At 71.6% G+C, this 19343-nt stretch carries 14 protein-coding genes and 1 tRNA gene; 5 read left to right on the plus strand and 10 right to left on the minus strand.

What is annotated here, in order from left to right; all coding sequences use genetic code 11:
* Nucleotides 1-6: 6 nt before the first annotated feature.
* Together B7K26_RS10070 and B7K26_RS10075 are read right to left on the minus strand one after the other, a co-directional pair.
* A complete protein-coding gene (locus B7K26_RS10070) occupies nt 7-996 on the minus strand; it encodes an ABC transporter permease (RefSeq protein WP_084079053.1) in 990 nt (329 codons plus the stop codon).
* On the minus strand, nt 993-1937 hold the full coding sequence (locus tag B7K26_RS10075; RefSeq protein WP_084079054.1) for an ABC transporter permease: 945 nt from the start codon (nt 1935-1937) through the stop codon (nt 993-995). Before B7K26_RS10075 ends, B7K26_RS10070 begins: the two co-directional genes overlap by 4 nt.
* 225 nt (nt 1938-2162) lie before the next feature.
* Between B7K26_RS10075 and B7K26_RS10080 the strand changes: the two genes are divergently transcribed.
* The 3 genes from B7K26_RS10080 (at nt 2163) to B7K26_RS10090 (ending at nt 6628) form a co-directional block, all read left to right on the plus strand.
* The gene (locus tag B7K26_RS10080) at nt 2163-2798 is read left to right on the plus strand and encodes an HdeD family acid-resistance protein (protein ID WP_084079055.1); all 636 of its coding nucleotides are present in this window, start codon (nt 2163-2165) and stop codon (nt 2796-2798) included.
* A 345-nt stretch (nt 2799-3143) separates the two neighbouring features.
* Nucleotides 3144-5354 (plus strand): glycoside hydrolase domain-containing protein, encoded by a 2211-nt coding sequence (locus B7K26_RS10085; RefSeq protein ID WP_084079056.1) that lies wholly within the window; start codon nt 3144-3146, stop codon nt 5352-5354.
* Nucleotides 5351-6628: a glycosyltransferase family 4 protein gene (locus tag B7K26_RS10090; RefSeq protein ID WP_084079057.1), complete on the plus strand. Its 1278-nt coding sequence runs from the start codon at nt 5351-5353 to the stop codon at nt 6626-6628. Before B7K26_RS10085 ends, B7K26_RS10090 begins: the two co-directional genes overlap by 4 nt.
* 92 nt (nt 6629-6720) lie before the next feature.
* On the opposite strand, the gene B7K26_RS10095 is transcribed toward B7K26_RS10090, so the two are convergent.
* From B7K26_RS10095 to glp, 4 genes are all read right to left on the minus strand, one after another.
* Nucleotides 6721-8670, minus strand: a complete 1950-nt coding sequence (locus tag B7K26_RS10095; protein WP_084079058.1) for a glycosyl hydrolase family 28-related protein — start codon at nt 8668-8670, stop codon at nt 6721-6723.
* A 324-nt stretch (nt 8671-8994) separates the two neighbouring features.
* Nucleotides 8995-9996, minus strand: a complete 1002-nt coding sequence (locus B7K26_RS10100; RefSeq protein ID WP_084079059.1) for a hypothetical protein — start codon at nt 9994-9996, stop codon at nt 8995-8997.
* A gap of 54 nt (nt 9997-10050) precedes the next feature.
* Nucleotides 10051-10626 carry a GNAT family N-acetyltransferase gene (locus tag B7K26_RS10105; protein ID WP_143340635.1) on the minus strand — a complete coding sequence of 192 codons (576 nt, stop codon included), beginning with the start codon at nt 10624-10626 and terminating at the stop codon, nt 10051-10053.
* Between the two features lie 2 nt (nt 10627-10628).
* Nucleotides 10629-11849, minus strand: a complete 1221-nt coding sequence (glp, locus tag B7K26_RS10110) for a gephyrin-like molybdotransferase Glp (RefSeq protein ID WP_159449665.1) — start codon at nt 11847-11849, stop codon at nt 10629-10631.
* A 100-nt stretch (nt 11850-11949) separates the two neighbouring features.
* Here glp and B7K26_RS10115 point away from each other — a divergent pair, with 100 nt between their 5' ends.
* Nucleotides 11950-12579, plus strand: coding sequence for a 5-formyltetrahydrofolate cyclo-ligase (locus tag B7K26_RS10115; protein ID WP_084079211.1), 630 nt, complete (start codon nt 11950-11952; stop codon nt 12577-12579).
* Between the two features lie 10 nt (nt 12580-12589).
* Complete coding sequence (locus tag B7K26_RS10120; RefSeq protein ID WP_084079061.1) at nt 12590-12793, plus strand: FmdB family zinc ribbon protein; 204 nt, start codon at nt 12590-12592, stop codon at nt 12791-12793.
* Between the two features lie 14 nt (nt 12794-12807).
* Here B7K26_RS10120 and B7K26_RS10125 read toward each other — a convergent pair whose 3' ends face one another.
* The 4 genes from B7K26_RS10125 to B7K26_RS10140 form a co-directional block, all read right to left on the minus strand.
* Nucleotides 12808-16890 (minus strand): DUF4011 domain-containing protein, encoded by a 4083-nt coding sequence (locus B7K26_RS10125; RefSeq protein ID WP_084079062.1) that lies wholly within the window; start codon nt 16888-16890, stop codon nt 12808-12810.
* Between the two features lie 478 nt (nt 16891-17368).
* Nucleotides 17369-17441: transfer RNA gene (locus B7K26_RS10130), tRNA-Arg, on the minus strand.
* A 55-nt stretch (nt 17442-17496) separates the two neighbouring features.
* Nucleotides 17497-18480: an aldo/keto reductase gene (locus B7K26_RS10135; protein ID WP_084079063.1), complete on the minus strand. Its 984-nt coding sequence runs from the start codon at nt 18478-18480 to the stop codon at nt 17497-17499.
* An 89-nt stretch (nt 18481-18569) separates the two neighbouring features.
* Complete coding sequence (locus tag B7K26_RS10140) at nt 18570-19301, minus strand: C40 family peptidase (protein WP_143340637.1); 732 nt, start codon at nt 19299-19301, stop codon at nt 18570-18572.
* Between the last annotated feature and the right edge of the window lie 42 nt (nt 19302-19343).

Below are 19343 nucleotides of genomic sequence, written 5' to 3' on the forward strand. Positions count from 1 at the left end.
TGTTCCTTAGGCGCGGCCCTGCGGGGCCATCGGGGCCGACGAGGCGCCGGTGGGCACCGCGTCGTGGGTGGAGTCCGGGGTGTCGTGGGGGTCGACCTCCGGCTCCGCTGGTGCTGCCTCGACCGCGTTGGCGCGCGGGGAGGCCGGTCGCGGGCCGCGGCGGCGGCGTCGCGTGGGGACGGCAAGGTTGCCGGCCTTGGGCGTGAGAGCCACCTGGACGCCGTCGGCCAGGAGGTTCCACGCCACCGTGAGGAGGGTGATGACCACGGCGGGCATCACCACGAGCGTCGGGTGCTCGTACATGAAGCGCTGGAACTCGCTGATCATGCGTCCCGCGCTGGGGTCCGGCGGCTGCACGCCCTGACCCAGGTAGCTGAGCGACGACTCGATGAGCACCGCGAGTGACGCCGTCGAGGCGAAGTTCACGAGCATCGGCGTTGTCGCGTTCGGCAGGAGGTGGCTGAGCGCGATCCGGGGCCGGCGGACGCCCGCGATCTCGGCGGCGACCACGAAGTCCCGCTCCTTCAGCACCAGGATCGGGGAACGCATGATGCGTGCGAAGCCGGGGGCGCCGATGATCGCCATCGCGAGGATGAGCGGCAGGAAGCCGGGGCCGAAGATCACCCTCACGACGAGCGCGAGCAGGATCGCGGGGATCGCCATGACGACCTCGGTGGAGCGCATCAGCAGGTTGTCGAGCCGGCCTCCGGCGTAGCCTGCGATGAGGCCGATGCCGGTGCCCGCCACCATCGCCAGCACCGTGGAGGCGAAGGAGATGAGGATGGCGTAGCGGGTGGCGATGGCCAGCCGCACGAACATGTCGCGGCCCAGGTTGTCGGTGCCGAGCCAGTGCTCCGACGTGGGAGGCGCGAAGGTCACGTCCGACACGTCGTTCACTCCGTAGGGGGTCAGCAGCGGGCCGATGAACGCGAAGGCCAGGAGGAAGACGATGAGCGAGACGCCGGCGATGAGGGCGCCGTTGCGGAGTCGGGTCATGAGGCACGCACCCTCGGGTCGACGACGGGGTAGAGGAGGTCGACCACCAGGTTGATCACCACGAAGCACGCTCCGAGCACGAGGATGCAGGCCTGGATGGTGGGGTAGTCGGAGGTGTTGATGCCCTCGATGAGCATCGAGCCCATGCCCGGAATGGCGAAGACGTTCTCGATCACCACCGTGCCGCCGATGAGCGCGGCCAGTTGGATGCCGACCACGGTCATGACCGGGATCAGCGCGTTGCGCAGGGCGTGCTTGCGGACGATGGTGCCGGTCGGCACTCCCTTGGAGCGGGCGGTGCGCACGAAGTCCTGGGTGAGCGTGTCGATCACGGTTCCGCGCGAGTACCGGCTGATGACCGCGCTCATCGCGAGGGACAGGATCAGCGCCGGCAGCAGTAGCGACGTGATGGAGCCGAGCGGCGACACCGACCATGGGGTGTAGCCGATGAGCGGCAGGCGCAGGGTGAAGGAGTTGACAAGGATCACCACCGCGCCAATGGCGAAGGCGGGGATGGACAGTGCCAGGAACGCCGTGCCACGGATGAACGCGTCGAGCGCGCCGCCCTGGCGCACCGCCGCGATGACGCCGCCGGGGATGCCGAAGGCGAGGCCGACGATGACCGCGATCAGCGCCAGCTGAAGCGAGACGGGGAAGCGGTCGGCGAGCTTGTCGCCGATGGGCTGCGAGCTGGTGAGCGAGGTGCCGAAGTCGCCGTGGAGTACTCCGCCGAGCCACTGCGCGTACTGGGTGTACCAGGGGTCGTTCAGCCCCAGCTGCTCGCGAATGGCCTCGAGTTGGGCCGGGTCGGGGTTGTCGATGTCCAGGTACTGCATCGCGGGATCGCCGGGGATGAGCCGAACGATCGCGAAGGCCAACAGGGACAGGGCGAACAACACGAGCAGAGCTGATCCGAGCCGCTTCATGAGGTATTTCGCCATCGTGGCCTCCCTCCTCGTAGTCGCCGTGTGGTGGTGATGTCGAGTCTCGTGGTGGGGGCTCGTGGCGGTAAGCGCCAGGGACCCCGCGAAGACTCGGGCCACGGTTTACCTCCGCGTCACCCGGGTGTCGGCCCGGTGACACCGGCCGCGCCAGACGAAACACGGCGTTCATCTCCGGCGCCGCCGATAGCATGTGCGCGTACCCGCACCTGACCTGGAGGCACGATGTCTCAGCAGCCCTTCCCGCACTCCCCGTTCGACGGCATGGAGATCGACCCCGAGAAGATGGCGCGTTCGGCGATCAACGCGGCGCGCACGATGCTCGGCGTGCTGGGCGGCATTGGCGTCCTCATCGGTGTGGCGCTCCTGGTGTGGCCCGGTAAGTCGCTCGTGATCGCGGCGACCTTCGCCGGCATCTTCTTCGTCATCACGGGCGTGGTGCGCATCAGCATCGGCATCTTCACGCGCGACTCGTCCACGGGCTTCCGCCTCATCAACCTGATCCTTGGCCTGTTCCTGCTGTTCGGCGGCATCGTCGCGCTGAAGAACCTCACGGCCGCCGCCGAGGCGCTCACCGTCATCACCGTGGTGCTGATCGGCATGGGGTGGCTCATCGAGGGCATCGCGACCCTCGCGCAGGCCGGCCGCGGCAAGAGCTCAGGCATGGCCTGGGCCCGCGGCGGCATCGCCGTGATCGCCGGACTCGTGGTCATCCTGGTGCCCACCTGGTCCGCCCTCGCACTCGTCGTGATGACCGGCGTGACGCTCATCCTCATCGGCGTCATCGGCCTGGTGCAGGCCTTCGCCCTGGGCAAGAACCTGCCGCCCGTGGGTGAGCAGCACACCACCATCGACGGCTAAGCCTCCGTACGACACCCGGCCCGCGCATCGGCCGCCTGAGAGGGCGACCGGGCGCGGGCCTTCGTCGTCTGCGCCCGCCGCCCCCACCGCCACCCCGTGCACCTCCCGTGCCGCAAATGCGGCCATTCGCGGCGCCTCGCGCTCCGATGAGCCGCACATGCGGCCATTTGCGCCGGAACGGGAGGGAGGCGCCACGCAACGGAAGGCCCCACCTCACCCGTCGAGAGTTAAAGCGTTCGTCACACTTCGGCAATGACGCCGGAATGGTGCCCGCCTACCGTCACCGGTAGCGGCGCGGCCTCTGCCACGCCATGCTGGTGCCACACGACCCAAGGCGAGGTGCGCATGCTCGACGACGTGGACCCGTTCATCGGGGTGGACGCGACGGCCCTGCCGGAGCCGTCCGGCCTCGCCGCGACCTGGTGGTGGCCCAAGCCGCAGGTGGGCAACACTCACCCCGGCGCCGCGCACCCGCTGGGCATGGTGTCGGCATGCGCCTACTCGGGCGCCTACCCCACGGGCTACGGGCTCTACGAGCTGTCCACCGAGGGCGTCCCCGCGCCCCTCCACAACCGCCTCGTCGCGAGCGGCTTCACCCACTTCCAGCAGTCCGGCACCGGCGCCATCCGCAAGTACTACAACTACATGCGCGTCACCCCGATGCTCGAGCCGCTCGACGCCCTGGGCCGCACTTGGGACCTCGAGGACGAGGAGGCCTCCCCCGGCCGCTACCGGGCCCGGCTCGACTCGGGCATCACCGCGGAACTCACCGTCGGCCCCAAGTCGGCGTTGCACCGCTACACGTTTCCTGAGCACCCCGACGCGCGCGTAGTGGTCGACATGTCGATGGGCGGCCTCGCGATTCCGTATGGCTCCACGGTCCCGCTGCGGGCCCACCTGGAGTCGGTCGAGCCCGGCATCATGCAGGGCGAGATTGTGGTCGAGGGCGCTCCCCTGTCCGTGCACATCGAGTGCGACGTCGACGGCTGGCGTCAACTGCTCTGGTACGACCGCCGCCTCATGCCCGGCGGGTCCACGCTCGCGTTCGACCACATCCGGCCCACCACGCTGCGCCCCTTCGGCTTCATGTGGGCGGGGCCCACGACCGCCGGCCAGAGCGTCGAGGTCCGCATGGGCTTCTCCCTGCGCGGCGTCGAGCAGGCACGCAAGAACCTCGAACGCGACGGCGCCTCCGGCGGCCCGTCCTTCTCGCGCAGGGCCCAGGCCACCCGCACCGCGTGGGACGAGGCGCTCAGCCGGATCCACGTCGACACCCGCAACCCGGCGCGGCGCGAGGTGTTCGCGACGGCGCTGTATCACTCGCTCATCAAGCCGTCCTTCGCCGCCGACGAGAGCCCGTTCTGGCCCACCAAGGGCCCCTGGGTGTTCGACGTCTCAACCATGTGGGACATCTACCGCACGCAGTTGCCGCTGCTCACGGCACTCGCCCCGGAGAAGGCCGTCGAGCTCGCCAACGCCCTGCTCACCATCTGCGAGCAGGAGGGCAACCTCCCCATCGGCTACCGCATGGCGCGCGGCTCGGACAGGTTCGGCCGGCAAGGCAGCGCGCTCGCCCACACCCTGCTCGCGGACCTCGCCAAGCTGGGCCTTCCCGGCATCGACTGGGAGTGGGCGCTGGTCCACCTTGCCGCCGACCTGCGCCGCACCTACGGCGAGGACTTCCTCCAGCACGGGCTCGCCCACCCCATCAGCCACACGCTCGACATCGCCCACGGCTACTGGTGCACGGCGTTTATTGCCCGGGCGATCGGGGACGATGCCCTCGCGGCCGAGTTCGAGCGCCTGTCCGGGCGTTGGCTCAACGCCTTCGACGAGTCCACGGGCCTGCTGCGCGACTCCACGTTCTACGAGGGCACCAAGCACAACTACTCGTTCCGGCTGGTGCACGACATGGCGACACGCATCGCGCTCGCCGGCGGCGACGAGGCGTTCGTCGCGCTGCTCGACGAGTTCTTCGGGTACGGGGCCGATGCCGTGGTCCAGCCGGGCGTCGCGCCCGGCCTGGAGGAGATGACGGCCGGCTACGGCCTGGGCCGCTTCGAGGGGCTGAACAACGAACCCGACATGGAGGCGCCGTGGGCGTACCACTACGCCGGGCGCCCCGACCGGACCGCCGAGGTGGTCCACGCGGTCGTCAACCAGCAGTTCGGTACCGGCCGCGGCGGGCTGCCGGGCAACGACGACTCGGGCGGCCTGTCGAGCTGGTACGTGTGGGCCTCGCTCGGGATCTTCCCCGTTGCGGGCCAGTCGATCTTCCTGCTTCATCCCCCGTCGTTCCACTACTCGACGGTGACGATGGCGCGGGGCACCCTCACCATCGACACGTCCGGATTCGTCGAGCCCACGCCCGGCGGTCCCGTGCAGTACATCCAGTCGGCCAGCCTCAACGGTGAGGCGCTCGAGGGGTCGTGGGTCGACGCCTCGGTGCTTCACGAGGGAGGCCGTCTCCATCTGTCGCTGGGTCCCGAGCCGTCGGCCTGGGCCCGCGACGCCCGTCCCCCGTCGTGGGGGCCCGAGCAGGAGGTACCCGCATGAACGCTCACCCCGACCGCCGCCTCGTCATCGTCGTGCGCGCCGATCCCGTGATTTGCGGGCATTCGGGCGAGGCAAGGAATCTCGCCGAGGTGGCGCTCACGCGCGGCTTCGACGACGTGCGCATCCTCACGTGGCCGCTGGACCGCCTCGAGGAGACCGGCCTGCCCCTGAAGCCGTTGGACACGGTGCTCCCGTACTCCCCCGGCATCACCGTGGAGCGCCCCGAGCCCGTGGGCGGCTACAAGATCCCCGACGGCCGCTACCTCGCCGGGCTCACGGGCCGCCTCGTCGAACTGTTCACCGACGGCGTCCCCACGGTGTGCCTGTCGCTGTACCTGTCCCCTCACACCGTCGCGGTGGCCGATGCCGTGCGCGCCGCCCGCTCGACCGGGCTTCCCGTCAACGTCACCACGATCGCGGAGGCCGTGGGCTCTGACGTCACCGACATCGTCCGCGCGTGTGTCGAGGAGGACCGTTTCGGCGCTGCCGCCCACGTGCTGTCGAGCTACCTCAGCCAGGACCACTGTGTGGCCGTGTCGCGCTACACCAAGGAGGTCATCGTCGAGGCGGCCACCGAGATCGACGAGCGACACGGGACGAGGTTCGCCGAGCAGTGCGCCGCACGCATCGCGATCTCGTACCCGGCGATCGACACGTCCGCCTACACCGCGCTGGACGTCTCGGTCACCGATGCCCACCTGGCGGCGCGCGGGCTGTCGCGCGGCTCGTACGTGCTGTTCCTGTCGCGACTGGGCCTGGCGAAGGGCGTCGAGGACCTGATCGACGGCTACGCCGCCTCGATGTCCCGCCACTCGCGCACGCTCGTGATCGCGGGCCGCGGGCCCGACGCCGCCGCGCTGCGCGACTACGCCGCCTCCTCCGACGCCGCGGAGAGCATCGTGTTCCTCGACGACGTGGGCGACGAGGAGAAGCCGCACCTCATGGCGGGCTGCGCCGCGTACGCGCTGCCGTCGAAGCCGCGGCCGGAGTTCACCGAGACCTTCGGCATCGCGCTGGTCGAGGAGATGCTCGCCGGCGGCGGCCCCGTCATCACCTGCGCGACGGGAGGCATCCCCGAGGCCGTGGGCGACACCGCGCTCCTGGTGCCGGTCGAGGACTCGGCGGCGATCGCGACCGCCGTGGACCGCGCGGTGCTCGGCATGACTGACTCCGAACGCGATGCTCACCGCGAGCGCGCCCGCGAGCACGGCCTTCACTTCGACCGCGAGCGGGTCTTCGACCGCCTCATGGCGGGGGTCACTGCGGCGGTGTAAACCGCCCCGCCTCCCTGGCGGTAGGGGGAGCACCTCACGCATGAGGGAGGGCCGATGCCATGGCGACCACGGCATCGGCCCTCCTCAGGTTGCTACGGAGCGGGGTAGTCCGCGAGGTACTCGGGGGCGCCCGAGGTCGCCGGCGGGACCGCGTCTCCGACGCCGTTCACCACGTGGTTGATGGTGCCGGCCGAGAGGTTCACGGTCATGATGTGGTGGAGCGTGACCCCAGGCGTCTCGGGAACCTCGAAGCCGTTCTCGGTGACGATGGACGGGTTGTTCTGGTTGAACACGTACACGCCGCCGCCGTAGAGCGAGTGGCTGCGCACGTCATCGGCCACCTTGTATCCGGCCCAGCCGAGCGTGCCGTCGGGCTCTGTCCAGTCCGCCTGGGTGGGCGGGTCGTAGGGGAGCTCGTTTTGGTAGAGCACCACGGTGCCTCCCTCGCCGTTCCAGATGGTGTTGTGCTCCTGGAAGTGCTCGACGAACAGGCCGGTCGCGGTCACCGCGTCGCCGTTGACGACCACGCCGTTGGTGCCGGTGTTGGTCTCCCATCGGTCGGTGTCGCCGTTCACGCCCTCGGTGAAGCCCTCGACGCCGTGATCGGCCCGCCACACCCAGGTGTGGTCCACGAGGACGTTGTCCGCGTTGATTTCCAGGGCCGTCTCGGTCTTGCCGACGTGGGGGCCACCCACGCGGAAATACACGTCGGACAGCGTGATGGGGTCGTCGCCGAACCTGGCGCGCCACTGATCGATCTTGTCGACCCACCGCTGCGGGAGGTGGCTGGCCAGGAGGTCGCGCAGACTCACCTTGCTTCCCACCTGGAGGAGCGTCTCGGAGAGTTCCTCGCCCGCGTCGATCGTGACGCCCGCGATGACGATCCCGTGAGCATCGGACACCTTCAGCGGCGTGGCGCCGTCGACGGCGGTCAGCGTGGCGTGGCCTAGGCCGAGCACCACGGTGTTCGGACGCGTCACGAGGATCGACCGGTCGATGTCGTACACGCCCGGCGTGAGCAGCAGGTGCTTGCCGCGCGCGAGCGCCAGGTTGATGTCGCGCACCGAGCTGTCGGGGGTCGCTACGTAGAACTTCGACAGGGCGATCGAGCGCCCGGCGGTGACGCCGTCGCCCCAACTGGTGCCGGAGGTGTCGCGGTCGGCATCGGGAACCCGCACCTGGTAGCCGCCCTTGGCGTCGACATACAGGTACGGCTTTTCGCGGCTCAGAGGCGTCTCCTCGAGCACGGTGTAGGGCGTGGACGGGAAGTCGGTGTCGGCCGGCGCCGCGCCCTCGCCCGTGAACTCGACGCCGGAGAACACCTGGTTCCAGACGGCGTTGGACCACGTGCCCACCTCGGAGTTGCGTGTCAGCCACTGCTGCTGCGAGCCGTTGATGACGGTGCCGGAGAAGCGGGAGTCGGCGATGTAGCCTCCGCTCGCGTACTGGGGGCCGGCGGTGCAGTAGTCCATGAGGCTGACCTGGCCGTTCACGTCGAGCCGACGCATGGACACGGCCTGGGAGACGGCCCAGAAGTTGGTGCCGGTGCGGCAGCCGCGGTCGCCCGTCTCGACGGTGAGGTGGAGATTGGAGATGGTGCGCCAGAAGTTGACGAGGGCGATGCAGTTGGGGTTGCTGTCGTCGCCCAGGCACCTGTTGTAGACCTCGATGGTGCCGGTGATGTCGACGTCACCCGGCTGTGCCCCCAGACCGGCGACCTCGGTGTAATAGCCCACCTCGACGTTGAGGGGATCCTCGACGGAGCCGTACTCACCCGGCAGGAACAGGACCGCGTGGCGAGCCTCCGTCATCTCCGCATCGCGCTGCTGGTCGGCGAGGTCGCCCATGATGGACTCGATCTCGGTGGTCGTCATCGACGGGTCGATGATCGTGACGTTGGCTCCCAGCGTGGAGGCCTCGTCCTGGTGCGGCTTGCCCTTCGCGGCGGCCGGTGCTGCCAGCGCTGACGCGGCGGCGACGCCCAGCGCTGTCACGAGCGCTGCCGTCCGCACGCGCGCGGGCCGTGTCCTGTGTGTCGTCATTGACACTCCTTCCGGCCCTCGCCGTTGAGGACCTTGGTGACGCAACGGGCGTTTTGTCCATTGCTGACTGGACAGTAACTAAGTCACCTGGGGCCCGCAACAGGAACGCGAATGCGCCCGCCGTCGGCCCGTGCCCCCTGCTGGCCCACTGTCACGCAGACGGACGCCCATCGGTCACGGTCACAGAGTGGCGGGACCGCGCTGATGGAGGACCAGGATCTCCCCAAAGAAAGGCCGCCGGCCCGAAAAGTGGGCGACATCTACCCATCCCGGTGGGGCGAGCCGGGAGGACCGAAATGGGGACCCGACATCCCCCCGGAGTGCTTACGCCGAGTGGCGGCGGCGGGCGAGGATCGCGTCGAGCGCGCCGGTCGCGGGCGCGGCCTCCTCGGCGGGCGTGGCGGCGTCGTCCTGAGCCTCGCCCCAGCGGGCGGCACGGGCGCGGGCGGCGTCGTAGTCCTCGGTCGAGATGGGGCGCGCCTCGCGCTGGCGCACGGTCTGCTTGAGCGTGTACGAGGGGGCGGGCATCTCGCGCGGGCTCCACGCCGCCGACTCCTCGGGAGCGGGCTCGGCGATCTCCTCGCGCGCCTCGGGGGCGGGAACCGGGGCGGGCGCCGACAGCGGCGCCAGGTCCTCGGCGGTAACGATGCGGATGGCCTGCGTGGCCACGTCGGAGGGCTCGGCCTGACGGCCGGCGGCACGCTCACGACTGACCACACGCAGCGCCTGCGTCGCGGTCGCGGCCGCCTCGACCTCGCGGGCGACGAGCAGCACGCGCTCGTCGGCGCGACGCTGGGCGGCGGCGGCGCGGGCGCCCTGGGCGACCACGCCCACCAGCACGGCGGTCGCGATCGCACCAAGGATCGCGGTGGCGGCGGTGGCGGCCACGACGGCCCACGCGACGACGGTGAGGGCACCCACCGCGCCGGTCACAACAAGGCGACGACGGGCCTGCGCGGCGCGCTCGGCGAGGATGCGCTGGCGGTCACGACGCAGGTGGAACGACTCGCGCTGGGCGAAGGTCGCGGCGCGGTCAAGCGGACCCGACGGGCGCGACATCGACTCGGCGCGGACGGAACGGCTGGCTGCCTTGTCGGCACGGCTTGCGCCGGTGGACAGCAGCGGCACCTCACCGGAATCGGTCGACGGACGGCTCGCGGCACGCTCGATGCGCTCGGCCGACGAGCGCACCACACGCATCTGGGCGCTGTAACGATCCTCGGTGCGCACCAGGGCGTACTCGGAGCGCTCCTTGATGCGCTGGGGAAGGACGTATGCCACGACGAGCCCGAGGGCGATGATGGCGAGAAGTCCGACCGGAACCATGACTCAGAACCGTACGGCCCCAACGCGCATCAGCCGCGCATGGCGCGCGGCGTGTCAGTCCTCCACCGACCAATATCGGCCGACGCGGGGCATGCCTTGAGTGCGCGCGAACACCCGGTGGTCCCGCCAGGCCCCGTCGATGAAGAGGTACGAGCGCCTCAGCCCCTCGTCGACGAACCCCAGCTTCTGGGCCACGCGCACCGACGACGCGTTCTCCGGCCGCACGGCGATCTCGAGCCGGTGAAGGCCGGAGGCGAAGGCGTGCTCGGACGCGAGCGCCACCGCCGCCGGCGTGATCCCCCGGCCCGCATACTCCCTGTCCACCCAGTAGCCGATCGACGCACCGCACTCGGCACCCCAGCGGATGCCGGCGACCGCCACCCTGCCCACGATGCGCCCCTCGACGGTCACGACATACGGCTGGGCCGATGCCTCCCGCCACTGCTTACGCTCGCGCCGCACGAGTCCTGCGTACGTCAGCGACGGCTCCCGCCGCCCGGGCGGAAGCGTCGCCTCCCACGGACGCAGCCAGTCGCGATTGCGGGCGCGCACCGCGAGCCACTCGGCCTCGTCGGCGCGCCGCAGCGGGCGCAGCGTGACGCCGTGACCGGAGAGCTCGACGCCGCCCACCGTCAGCCCCAGTAGGAGCAGCGCACGGGATCGCCCTCGGCGATGTCGAGCCCCTGCGTTCCGCACCACACCAGGGCATCGGCGTGCGCGAGATCCGTGATGCCCAGCCTCCCCGAGGGCAGCGGGGTCGCCACCGGGACGCCGTCGACGTCCTCAAGCGTGACCGGGGTGGGCCGCACCACGCCGGCCGGAACGGACCACGAGGCGCCGGCACGGGCGACCACGGTGTCTCGCTCCCTGGTGGTGTACCCGCACATCGCCCTGAGCGCCGGGCGCACGCACGCCTCGAAGCCCACGGCCGCGGCACCGGGATGACCCGGCAGAGCGACCACCGGCAGCAGGCGGTCGCCGAACTCGATGGAGCCGAGCCCCTGACGGCCGCCCGGTGCGAGGTCGAGGTCGACAACCTCGATGGACCCCAGCTGTGCGAGGACCGCGGCGACGGTGTCGCGCGGGCCGTCGGACAGGCCGCCCGTGGTGATGAGCACGTCGGCGCGCACCAGCTGGTCCTCGATGGCGGCCCGCAACGCGCGCGGCTCGTCCGGCACCGGCCCCACCCTGAAGGCCTGGGCGCCCGCGCGGCGGATCATGCCGGCCAGCAGGTGGCTGTTCGCGTCGGGCACCTCGGAGCCTCGCTGGCGAGCACCGGGGTCGATGATCTCGTCGCCCACCGCGAGCACCACCACGCGCGGCACGGGGTGCACCCGCAGGCGCGGCATCCCGAGGGCGGCGGCCGCCGCGACCTGGCGCGGTCCCAGCCGCGACCCCGCGGACGCCAGGAGTGTGCCCGCGGCCACCTCGGAACCCGCGGCCGTGACCCCCTCACCGGGAGCCACGGGCGCCTCGATCGCGACCCTCGCCATGCCGCCGTCCGTGGCCGCGAGGGCGACCACAGCATCGGCCCCGCGCGGGATCGCGGCCCCCGAAGGGATGCGTGCTGCAGTGCCGGGGATGTGGGTGCGCGGCGAGCGCGCGGAGAAGTCGATGTCGTGGGAGACCGGGACGACGGCGGGCGCTCCCACGCGCGCGGAGGCGACATCGGCCGCCGCCACCGCGTACCCGTCGCACGAGGCGACAGGATGGACGGGGACGTCGTGGCGCGCGACGATGTCCTGGGCGAGGGTGCCGCCCACTGCATCGGCGATGAGCACGTCCATGGCCGGGTTGGGGACCAGGGCCTGGGCCACTGCAGCGTGATGGTCGGCCAGGCTCCGCGTCGTCATGCGGGCCATTGTCGTGGCCCGCACGCGCGGCTCGCAACAATCGCGCCCATGTGAGGGACACGACACGTCGGTGTCACACGGGCCTGGCATGATGGTGGTCATGACACCGCAGTCGGCCCACGGCACCCGTGCGCCCGCCCCGGAAGACGCCAAGGCCCAGCTGAGGGCCTCGATTCGCAAGGACCGCCTGCACCGCTCCGAGCGGCGCAACGCGGAGCTCGCCGAGAAGTTGCGAGACCTCGTGCTCGACATCCCGGCCGTGGCCCAGGCCTCCTGCGTCTCGATCTACGCGTCCCGGCCCCACGAGCCCGGCACCCTCCCCCTGATCTCCGCGCTGCATGTCCGCGGCGTGACAGTCCTCATCCCCCGCCTCGGCGACGGGCTGCAGCGCGGCTGGTCCACGTATCACGGGGCCGACGACCTCATCGAGCGCGCCCCCGGCCGTCCGCCGGAGCCGTCGGGAGAGTTCCTCCCCTCCGAGGCGCTCGCCGACGCGGACGTCGTCGTGGTTCCGGCCCTCGCGGCCGATGCCCTGGGCACCCGCCTGGGCCAGGGCGGCGGCTGGTACGACAGGGCGCTCGAGCTCGCTCGGCCAGAGGCGCCCGTGATCGCGCTGACGTTCACCGCCGAGTTCCACGGGCCCGGCGAATCGCTCCTGCCGCGCGAGGATCACGACCTGCCCGTGACGATGGTGGTGACCCCTGAGGGCGTCACGCCCGTGCCCGCGTAGAATACGCACCATGCCCACGTACACGTATGCCTGCCGCGAGTGCGCCCACCGCTTCGACACGGTGCAGTCGATCCACGACGCCGCCCTCGAGACCTGCCCCGAATGCGGCGGTGCGCTGCGACGCGTGTTCGGCAACGTCGGCGTGACCTTCAAGGGCTCGGGCTTCTACCGCAACGACTCGCGTGAGGGCTCCAAGAAGGGCGCCTCCGCCTGACGCCCCGCCCCCGCTCACCAGTGCGGGGGCTTCTCCCTCAGGATCTCCTCGTCGCGCGTGCGACCCTCGCGGCCGCCCCACGCCTCGTCGGAGTCCTCCCACGCCTTGGTGGGGATCAGCGGCCGGTCGGCGCCGCGTCCCTGTGAGGCGGGAGTCGCGGTGCCCGGCGTCGCCGGGCGCAGGGCCGATGCCTCGGCCGGCTCGTCCTCGGCAGTCGCCTCATCCTGGTGCGTCTTGTCCTGAGGCTCCTCGTGCTGAGGCTCGTCCACCTGGGAATCGTCTTCCACGTCGTCCTCCTCGGTGGTCGTCGCGTCAGCGACGGGCGGCGCCACGGACGTGGCCACCGCATCGGCCACCGCGAGGGTCGACAGGCCTATCGTCAGCGGCTCCGGCTCGGCCGGCGCCTCCGGCTCGGGCTCGGTGAGGTCGGGCAGGGGCAGGCCCTGCTCCGGCTCGGGAAGGCCGAGGTCGAGCGACTCCTGGACCGACTCGGGCTCGGTCGCGTTCTCGGGAAGCGCGGCGAGCACCTGCGCGGCCGCGGCATCGGGGTCCATGAAGACGTCGAGCGTCCACAGCGGCACCACGCGCCAGCCGAGGCGCTCGAGCCCGGTGCGCTGACGCCGGATGCGGTCGCGCAGCGACACCGAACCCGCGGCGGTGGCCTCGTCGGTCACCACGGCGACCGTGTAGTCGCGGTCGTGACGGCCGCCGACCACCATGGGGATGGCGTCGGCGCCGGTGCCGTAGCGCACGTGGACGGCGTAGCCGTCGCGGCGCAGGCGCTGCGCGACGTCGGCCAGCAGCCAGTCGGAGGGTGCGGGCTCGGGCCGCTCGGGGGCCACGGGGGCGTTCTGGGCGGCGCGCAGCAGCTCGCGGAGGTCCTCGACCCCCGCCGCGTCCTCGCCGCCGATGCCCTCGAGGGCGCCGAAGCCGAGCGCGCTCACCACTGTCACATCGTGGCTGGCAGACGTCAGCGCCTGGACCAGGGCCTCGCGGCCCCAGGGCTGGGACAGCGCGCCAAGGTGGTCAGGGACGCTGCCGGTGGCGTCGGGCGCATAGCCGAGCGACAGCACCACCTCGTGAACGTGGTGGCCGCCTCCCTCGCCGAGCACCTCGACGTCGACCTCGGCCAGGCGCTCGTCGCGCTCGGTGAGGGCGTCTCGGACGCGCGCGGCGTGGAGCTCGTTGCCGGCCGCCACCAGGAGGTCGGTGCGAGGAACGGAGTCGAAGGCGCGGGCCACGTGGTCCACGACGGCCTGCACCTCGGCGGGAGTGGACTCGACAGTCGCGGTGCCCGCGACGGGGGTGCCGGTGGCGTCGAGGACGGAGACCGTGAGGCGCCCCTGTCCGCGCGCGGCGGGCTGGGTCGGGAGGGCCCTGCCGTAGGCGACCTCGGCGAGCAGCGCGCTCACACGCGGGTCGCGCGGCTGCGGTGCGGCGTGCATGGTGACGCGCGGGAGCATGGCCGCCATCGCGGCGACGGCGGAGCGGGTCGCCGAATGGGCGTCTCCCACGACGACCACCTGCTTGGCGCGCGCGAGGGCAGGCACCAGCTCGGCGAGAGCGAGCGACTCGCCTCCCACGATGACCGCGAGGTCCACGCAGCGCGAGGCGGGCGCCAGGCGCGAGACCTGCTCGGCCTTGGCGAGGATGACGGGCCTGAGGCTCGTGACGAGCGGGGCGAAGTCGCGCCACAGCTCCTTGAACGAGGCGTCGACGCCCTCCACCAGCGCAGAGAACAGGTCGCGCGCGAGGTCGGGGTGGCGCGCGATGGCGCTGCGGCGGCGCTCCGCCGCGGCGCGCATGAGGGGTCCCACGCGGGCGCCGGCGAACGCATCGTCCCGCGTCCTGAACTCCTCCATGGCGGCCCCCAGGGCGCCGAACTCGGTGAGGCTCGGGTCGGCCGTGACGATCGCGTCGAAGGCCGCTGCCCACCACGCGAACTCGAGGTCGCGCCGGATCTGCTCGGGGCCGGCGCCACGCTCGCGCAGGTCCGCGACGAGCGCCTCGAAGCCGCCGGTCTCCACGTCGATGTCGACGTCCGCCACCTCGGAGGACTCGAGCGAACCCGGCACGCCGAGCGCAAGGCGGTCGAGGCGCTCGATCATGTCGTCCCACGGCTGCTCGGGAAGGTCGTCGACCCCGGTGACGGAGGCGACCGTGTCATCGATCACGTCCCACTCGGCGCGGGCGCGACCCACGCGCTCCACGAACACGTCGTAGTCGTCGGGGACCACGGGCCAGCCGCCGGCGGAGCAGTGCGAGCGCCACGTCACCGCGAGGTCGTGCGCGCGCACCAGGTCCTCGTGCAGGCGCTCCTTGCCGCGCCCGGGGCGCAGCAGCTCGACGGCGCGACGCACGAGGGCGCGGCGGTCGCGGCGGGGAAGGTCGACATATCGCGACGAGCCGTGCGGGGCCGTCGCCGCCACCAGGTCGTTGAGTGAGCGGTGGAACACGGCGGGAGAGAAGATCTCGAGGATCTCGCGCAGGTCGGCGAACATGTCGACCTGCTGGGTCCACTGCGAGAACGACTCCGCCTCGTCGACCCCGGTCTCGTGGGCGGCGATGGCCGCCTCGGAGCGCATCTTGGGAAGCGACCGTCCAAGGAACGCGGACAGCGCCTCGTCGAGCCGCGGCGCCTGCTCGGCCTCGGCATGGCCCGTCCACCACGGGTCGATGCCCGACAGGTCGAGGGCGCCCGAGGTCGCGGCGGCCGTCGCGATGTCGTCCTGCATGGAAGCGTCCTCGGGGGCGAGTGCGCGCGCGAGCGCGGCGGCCACGGACGCGAAGCCGTGCTCGGCGACAGTGGCGGCGGCATCGGCCCCCAAGCGTGCGGTCGTCTCCGGAGCCGGCGTCGCCGTGGTCACGCGGACGATGGCCTGGACGGCCTCGAACGCGCTCACTCCCCACGGTCGGTGCGAGCGGTGCAGGGCGTCGAAGCGGCGGTGCAGGCCGGCGCGGGCGCGCAGCAGGTCCTCGCCCGCGCGGCGCATCGCGGCATCGTCGACATGCGGCGTGCCCATGGTGATGGCCTCGAGAAGGCGCGTGCGCGCGCCAATGTTCCACGTCTGGACGGTGCCGTCGATCACCAGGTCGCCGGCGCCGATCGCACCCAGGCGGCGCGCCACGGCGCGCAGCGAGGCGTCCTCGCCGCCCACGACCATGACCGTGCGTCCCGAGGCCGCTCCATCGGCGCCGATCGCTGCCGCGGTGCCCACCGCATCGGCCCCCGGCGGGGTCTGGAGGAAGACGTCGCGGCCCGTCGCGATGAGGTCGAGGGCGGCAAACTGCATGTCGTCGAGGTCGCCCGCGCCGCGCTCGGCGAAGGGGTCGCGGTCGCCCTTGGGGAAGGCGGGAAGCGGCTCCGACAGCGCCGCGACGGCGTCGCGGTCCCCCGCGGCGGCGGCGATGATCGACGAGGCCGGCAGCACCGTGTCGAGGTCGTCGAGGTCGTCCAGCAGACGCTGCTCGGGGTCGTCGTAGGCGCCCAGCACGAGGCGGTCGCGCACCGTCACGGACTCGCCCAGCAGGTCGGTGCGCTCGCGCACGGCGTCCCACAGGGGGCGCGGATCGAAGTCGCGGCCGGGGGTGACCGCGGGAAGGTGAGGAGGCTGCTCGTCGCCGTTGCGGGCGGCGCGCTCGCGGAGCATCGCGACCACGATGGGGTTGACCCAGTTCTCATCGCGCAGCGTCAAGTGAAGGTCGCGCTCCCGGTACCGCTCGAGCTCGACGGCGCGCAGCAGCAGCGGCATCTCGACGTCATGCTCCGCCTCGCGCCATGCGAGGGTGCCGATCGCGATCGCGGCGGTCCAGGCACCGGTGGCTGCCTTAACCCGCTCGGCCTCCTCGAGGATGACGCGGCCGCGGTGCAACACGGTGTCCTGGGTGGCCTCGTCGCGCAGCAGCGACGTGAGCGCGGTGGCGCGTCCGGCGAAGAGCTGAGCAAGCCCCGAGGGGTGCGAGTGCCGCAGGTCGATGACGTTCGCACTGGTCGAGACGAGGTCGCGCAGGGGCGACACGGTCGCCTGCGTCTGGAGCTGCTCTCGCCACTCCTGAAGGGCGTCCGCGACGAGTGCTCGGCCGATGTAGTCCACCACTCCCCTACGGTATCCGCTCGCGGCTCAGGCTCCTGTGATTCCCACGCCGCGAGCGGGCCTGCATCCGCTTGCGGCGGGCCCCCGAACGCCAGACAGTGCACGCCCGCTTGTTCAGCCGACGTGCACCGTTGGAGAGATTGTGAGCCTCGCGCACCCTTTCGTCAAACCGGCCGTGCGGCCGGCTGTCACCGGTCCCAGTCCGGCGTCGACGCGCCCGGCTCAGACCCTGCGTAGGAACGCCAGTACTCATGCGGCCAGCATCGGGCCCGTTGTAGGAACGTGAGAACTCATCGCCGCGCGGCACCCCTCGACGGTGAGGACTCGCGTTCCTACAAGGGGGCTCGGGCGCGACGACATGAGGACTGACGTTCCTACGTCGAAGGAGCGGTGGCGGCGGGAGGGACACTCGGGCGGCAGTCCGAGGGAACGGCGCGTCACCGCGCGGGGCTGGCGCGCGCATAGCGCACCACCTGAACAGTGCGCCTGGGCAGATTCGAACTGCCGACACCCGCTTTAGGAGAGCGGTGCTCTATCCCCTGAGCTACAGGCGCGTGGGGCACCTATGAGGGTACCCGGTGTGAGCCGCGGCCACGGCCCACACCCCGGTCACCACTTCGTGTGGACATGCTCGCGGATCTGGTCGTGATAGATCCGCGCGAGGGCGGCGAGGGTTTCCTCGTCGAGGCCCTCGAGGCTCCCGGCCGCGGCGTTGGCCCGTGCCTGATCGGGGCGGGAGGCGCCGGGGATGATGGTCGCCACGCCGGCCTGGGCGATCCACGCGAGCGCGAGCTGCGCGGTGGTCCAACCCTCGGGGGTGAGCGCGGCAACGTCGCGCGCGGCCCTCACGCCGACCTCGTAGGGCACGCCGGAGAAGGTCTCGCCAATGTCGAAGGCCTTGCCCTCGCGGTTGAAATTGCGGTGGTCACCCTCGCCGAACGTGGTGTGCTCGTCGTACTTGCCCGACAGTAGGCCGGAGGCGAGAGGCACGCGGGCGATGATCCCCACCCCTGCCTCGCGCGCCTCGGTCACGACGTGCTCGAGCGGCTTGCGGCGGAAGATATTGAGGATGATCTGGATCGAGGCGAGGTCCGGCTCGCGTAGCGCGGCAAGTGCCTCATCACAGGTCTCGACCGACACGCCCCAGCGCGCCACCCGCCCCTCCTCCTGGAGGGTGCGCAGGTCGTCGTACGTGCGCGGATCGTCGAGAACCTCGCTGGGCGGGCAGTGCAGCTGCACCAGGTCGAGGGTGTCGACGCCGAGGTTCTCGCGCGAGCGGTCGGTCCAGTGACGGTAGTTGTCGAGCGTGTACTCGCCCGCGACGTGGGGGTTGGCGCGGCGGCCCATCTTGGTCGCCACGGTGATGGCGGCGTCACCGCGCTCGGCGATGAACCGACCCACCGCGCGCTCGGAGCGGCCGTCGCCGTAGACGTCGGCGGTGTCGAAGAAGGTGACACCGGCGTCGGCGGCCGCGTTCAGGATGTCCTGCGCGGTGTCGTCCTCGACGTCCGCCCAGTCCGCGCCCAGCTGCCAGCAGCCCTGGCCGATGACGGAAACCTCGCGGCCGAGCCGCGGCACCCAGTTCGTCTGCATCCACCCAGCCTACGGTGCCCCGCCCGGGCAGACGACGACGGCCGTCGTCCCCGAGGGGGCGGCGGCCGTCGTGACAGTGGTGTTCCGGGTCAGGTGACGCGGACGTACGTGGGGTTCGACTGCCAGATCGGGCGGAACTGGATGGTCTTGCCCGGGCGCGGCGCGTCGATCTGCAGGTTGGGACCCGCGTAGATGCCGACGTGGCCCGGGGTCACGATGATGTCGCCGGGCTGCGGGGTCGACACGCGGGTGCCGACGCCGTAATAGGCGCCCGAGGACGACGGCAGCGAGATACCGAGCTGGCCGTACACGTACGAGACGAAGCCCGAGCAGTCGAAGCCGCCCGGCGACTTGCCGCCGCTCACGTACGGGGTGCCGACGTACTTCGACGCCTCGGCAATCACGGCGGAGCCAGAGATCGCAGCGGACACCGACGCCGAGTTCGACACAGGTCGCGAAGCGGTCGCCGACGATCCGGACGACGCGCTGTCGCTCGACTCGGACGCCGAGTTCCCAGACGTGGTCGACGAGTTCGACGACTGCGTCTGCACAGGCTCGGGGGTGATGACCGGCTCGGGGTCCTCGGAGACGTCGATGTCCGGCGTCTCGACGTCGTAGTCGAGCTTGTCGGAGGCGGTCACCGATGCGGAGACGGAGCCGAGGTCAGCCGATGCGGCGTCGGCCTCAAGGGCCAGCTCGCTCGTACCGGTGTCCGCAGTCACGTCCTGGGAGACGAGAGCGGCCGCGGCGGCTCCCGTGAGGGGCACCACGACGAGCGCTGCACCGGCCGTAGCCGCCACCGCACGCGTCCTGGCGCGCATGTATCCGTACCTCAAAGTCCTTGCGTTCCTTCCGCGCAGCCA

The sequence above is a fragment of the Demequina sp. NBRC 110057 genome, assembly GCF_002090175.1.
In the GTDB taxonomy this organism is placed as follows: Bacteria; Actinomycetota; Actinomycetes; order Actinomycetales; family Demequinaceae; genus Demequina.